Here is a 4,172-nt window from a genome sequence, read left to right as displayed (position 1 = left end):
GGCGGGCCGCGCCGGGTCCGGCGGCGCCGAGCCCCGGCATGCCGAGCCCCCGCACGCCGGGCCCGCGCACGGCGGGCAAGCAGCCTTCGCGTACTTCCCGTTCGACGAGATCCCCGTCGGAGGCGGCGTGGTCGACGGCGGCCGCGCGGTGGGCACCGCCCGCGCCGCGCGTGCCACGCGGGGGCCTTCCGTCCCCGCTCCCGCGCAGGCCCCCGCCTACGATGACCTTCCGTTCATCGACATCGACGTCGCCCCGGACGGCAAGGACGAGAAGCGGGCCCGCGACATGACGGCCGACGACGCCTCCCACGCCACCCACCGCTACCAGGCGCCCCACATCACCCCCTGGGCCACGGCCCGGGCCGTCGCCGAAGCCGCCGCCGGAGCCCTTCCGGCGGAGGACCGGGCCCTCGGCGACGCCCTCGGACAAGTACTTGCCGAGCCTCTCGTCGCCCTCACCGACCTGCCCTCCTTCGACACCTCCGCCATGGACGGCTGGGCCGTCTCCGGACCCGGCCCGTGGAAGCTCCCGCCGCCCGGCACGCAGGACGTCCTCGCGGGCCGCCCCGGCGCGCGGCCCCTGCGCGACGGGCGCGCCGTGCGGATCGCCACCGGAGCGCCGATCCCGCCCGGGGCGACCGCCGTGCTGCGCAGCGAGCACGGCGAAGTGACGGTGCAGGGCGAGCTGCTCGCCAGCCGGCACGTCAGCCACGGCCAGGACATCCGGCCGCGGGGCGGCGAGTGCCGGCAGGGCGACGAACTCGCGCCTGTGGGAACGCTCGTCACTCCCGCCCTGCTCGGGCTCGCGGCCGCCGCCGGCTACGACGCGCTGGCCGTCGTGCGGCGCCCCCGCGTCGACGTGCTCGTCCTCGGCGACGAGCTGCTCCGCGAGGGGCTGCCGGAGGGCGGCCTGATCCGGGACGCTCTCGGCCCGATGCTCGGTCCGTGGCTGCGGGCGCTCGGGGCGGAGCCGGGTGAGGCGTTGTACGTCGGGGACGAGGAGGGCGCCCTGCGCGAGGCGCTTGCGGCGTCCGCGGCGGACGTGGTCGTCACCACCGGGGGGACGGCCTCCGGGCCTGTGGACCACGTTCACCCCACGCTGCGGGGGCTGGGTGCGGAGCTGCTGGTCGACGGGGTCGCGGTGCGGCCCGGGCATCCCATGCTGCTGGCCCGGCTGGGCTCCGGGCGCCACGTCGTCGGGCTGCCGGGGAATCCGCTGGCCGCCGTGGCGGGACTGCTGACGCTTGCCGAGCCGTTGCTGCGGGCGCTGACCGGGCGGGTGCCCGGTGCGGCGGTGCGGGCCGTTCTCGCGGAGGACGTGTCCGGGCATCCGGTGGATGCGCGGCTCGTGCCGGTCGAGTACGACGGGGTCGGCCGTGTACGGCCTCTTCGGTTTCATGGACCCGCCATGTTGCGGGGGTTGGCCGCGGGGGACGGCATGGCCGTCGTGCCGGCGGGTGGGGTGGGGCGGGGTGCGGAGGTTACGGTGCTGGGGCTGCCGTAGCCCTGGCCGGGCCTTTGTCGGCTGCGGGTCCGCTGTGGCTTGTCGCGCAGTTCCCCGCGCCCCTGGCGGGACGCAGTGCCCGCTGTAGTTGTGGCTGGTCGCGCCCACGCGGCGGAGCCGCAGGTTGATGCTGTCCCGCGCCCCTAACGGGGCGCAGTGCCCCCTCAACCCCCCTCCTGCACCGTCCCCTTCCTGATCGTGATGACCCGGTCCGCCAGCTGCAGCGTCGCCGCCTCCGGGTCCGTGAAGTGCAGCAGGCGGTGGCCCCGTACCACCGCCACCACCAGGTCCTCGCAGTCCCTCGGCGAATGGCCCGCCTCGCGCTTGGTCACCGGGCGTTCCGCGACGTCCAGGCCGTCCCCGTACGTCAGCAGGTCTTCCAGGACCGTGCCGACGTTCGGGCTCATCATCGACATGCCGAGGAGGCGGCCCGCCGAGCTGGAGCTGGTGACGACCGTGTTCGCGCCGCTCTGCCGCAGGAGCGGCACGTTCTCGTCCTCCCGGACGGCGACGACGATCGTGGCGGACTTGTTCAGCTGCCGCGCCGTCAGGGTGACCAGTGCGGCCGTGTCGTCCCGCTGTGTGGTGATGACGATCTGGGAGGCGCGCGCGAGCTCCGCGCGCAGGAGGGTCTCGGAGCGGGTGGCGTCGCCGAGGACGCCCACGAGGCCCTCGGACGCCGCCGCGTCGACCACCTTCTTCTGCGGGTCGACCACGACGATCTTGTCCTTGGGCTTGCCCTGTCCGAGCAGCGTCCCGACGGCGTGCCGGCCCTTCGTGCCGTAGCCGACGACGACGGTGTGCTCTCGCATCCGGGACCTCCAGCGGTGGACGCGCACCTGCTGGCGCGTCCGTTCGGTCAACACTTCCAGGGTCGTTCCGACCAGGATGATCAGGAACACCACGCGCAGCGGCGTGATCACGAAGATATTCGTCAGCCGGGCCGCGTCGCCGACGGGCGTGATGTCGCCGTAGCCCGTGGTCGAGAGCGTCACGGTCGCGTAGTACGCCGAGTCGAGGAAGCCGACGGCGCCGCCGGCGTTGTCGTGGTAGCCGTCGCTGTCGGCGTAGACGATCAGCGTGGTGACGGCCAGCACCAGCAGCGCCATGACCAGCCGCTGCAGCACCTGCCGCAGCGGCGGCGCGACGCGCCGGGCGGGCATGACGATCGAGCGGCCCGCCTCGGCGTCCTCGTCGGCCTCGCCGCGGGTGCGGTTCCACAGGGTGTGGAACAGCGAGAGCCGGGTCCTTCTGCGCGTCACCATGGCCCCCATATTCCGTGATCTTTCCCGTGCCCCGGCGGTAGCCTCGCGACCATGCATGCGATCACCATTACCGAACCTGGCGGGCCCGAGGCCCTGGTCTGGTCCGAGGTACCCGATCCGGTGCCCGGCGAGGGCGAGGTCCTGATCGACGTCGTGGCCAGCGCCGTCAACCGTGCCGACGTCGTCCAGCGGCAGGGCTTCTACGACCCGCCGCCCGGCGCGTCGCCCTACCCCGGCCTGGAGTGTTCCGGCCGCATCGCGGCGCTCGGCCCGGGGGTGAGCGGCTGGGCGGTCGGCGACGAGGTGTGCGCGCTGCTGGCGGGCGGCGGTTACGCGCAGAAGGTGTGCGTTCCGGCGGGCCAGCTGCTGCCCGTGCCCGACGGCATGGACCTCGTCACGGCGGCCTGCCTGCCCGAGGTGACCGCGACCGTCTGGTCCAACGTGTTCATGGTGGCCCACCTGCGCCCCGGCGAGACGTTCCTCGTGCACGGCGGTGGCAGCGGCATCGGCACCATGGCCGTGCAGCTGGCGAAGGCCGTCGGCGCGCGCGTCGCCGTCACGGCGGGCAGCGCGGACAAGCTGGAGGCGTGCCGCGAGCTGGGGGCGGACATCCTCATCGACTACCGCGAGCAGGACTTCGTCGAGGAACTGCACAAGGTCACCGGCGGCATCGGCGCCGACGTCGTCCTCGACATCGTCGGCGCGAAGTACCTCGCCCGGAATGTGGACGCCCTCGCCGTCAACGGCCGCCTGGTCATCATCGGCCTGCAGGGCGGGCGCACGGCCGAGCTCGACCTCGGTGCGCTGCTCACCAAGCGCGCCGCCGTGATGGGCACCTCCCTGCGCGGCCGCCCGCTCGCCGAGAAGGCGGCGATCATCGCGGCCGTGCGGGAGCACGTGTGGCCGCTCGTGGCCGGCGGCCGGGTGCGGCCGGTCGTCGACCGCACGATGCCGATGTCGGAGGCCGCCGAGGCGCACCGCGTCATGGAGCAGAGCGCGCACGTGGGGAAGATCCTCCTCACCGTCTGAACCTTCCTCACCGTCTGAGCCGGGCCGTGAGCGGAACCGCAGCGGACCGCTCGCGAACCACCTGCTTGAACCACCCGCTTGAACCACCCGCCGTGCCGCCCCGCCCACCCCGTGTGAGGGTGGGCGTGAGCGGCTCGGGCGGAGAGCGGAGGGCGGCGACGTGGGCATCGACGGCGGCAGGCTGCCGGGCAGTCTGCGGGCGGGCCTGCGCACGGGACTGATAGCCGGGCCGGTGCTGGCCGCCACCGCCCTGGTCGTCGCCGTCGCGCCGGGCCCCGAGCCCTCCGAGCCGTCTTCCGGGCGCCCGGCCCCGCGCGCGGCCAGCGCCGCGCCCGGCCCGACGCCCCGCTGCAAGCCGCCCCCGCCGGGAAGCC

At 74.7% G+C, this 4,172-nt stretch carries 3 protein-coding genes and 1 pseudogene; 3 read left to right on the top strand and 1 reads right to left on the bottom strand.

Annotation, left to right across the window (positions count from 1 at the left end; translation table 11 throughout):
• Nucleotides 1-1,504, top strand: a 1,504-nt coding sequence (locus B7P34_RS35260; RefSeq protein WP_223268575.1) for a molybdopterin molybdotransferase MoeA, incomplete at its 5' end; no start/stop codon positions are given.
• 164 nt (nucleotides 1,505-1,668) lie between these two features.
• Here B7P34_RS35260 and B7P34_RS35255 read toward each other — a convergent pair.
• Nucleotides 1,669-2,769, bottom strand: coding sequence for a potassium channel family protein (locus B7P34_RS35255; RefSeq protein ID WP_106682206.1), 1,101 nt, complete (start codon nucleotides 2,767-2,769; stop codon nucleotides 1,669-1,671).
• Between the two features lie 51 nt (nucleotides 2,770-2,820).
• Here B7P34_RS35255 and B7P34_RS35250 point away from each other — a divergent pair, with 51 nt between their 5' ends.
• The gene (locus tag B7P34_RS35250; RefSeq protein ID WP_106682205.1) at nucleotides 2,821-3,798 is read left to right on the top strand and encodes an NAD(P)H-quinone oxidoreductase; all 978 of its coding nucleotides are present in this window, start codon (nucleotides 2,821-2,823) and stop codon (nucleotides 3,796-3,798) included.
• Nucleotides 3,799-3,958: 160 nt separating this feature from the next.
• A pseudogene (locus B7P34_RS35245) lies at nucleotides 3,959-4,172 on the top strand (hypothetical protein); the annotation flags it as partial.

The organism is Streptosporangium nondiastaticum, from assembly GCF_003011965.1.
GTDB lineage: Bacteria > Actinomycetota > Actinomycetes > Streptomycetales > Streptomycetaceae > Streptomyces > Streptomyces nondiastaticus.
This window is presented reverse-complemented; position numbering and strand designations above follow the sequence as displayed.

What these genes read in the sequence shown, in the direction of transcription:
- B7P34_RS35255 (WP_106682206.1), bottom strand. Translation starts at nt 2,769, where the DNA reads ATGGTGACGCGCAGAAGGACCCGGCTCTCGCTGTTCCACACCCTGTGG.
- B7P34_RS35250 (WP_106682205.1), top strand. Translation starts at nt 2,821, where the DNA reads ATGCATGCGATCACCATTACCGAACCTGGCGGGCCCGAGGCCCTGGTC.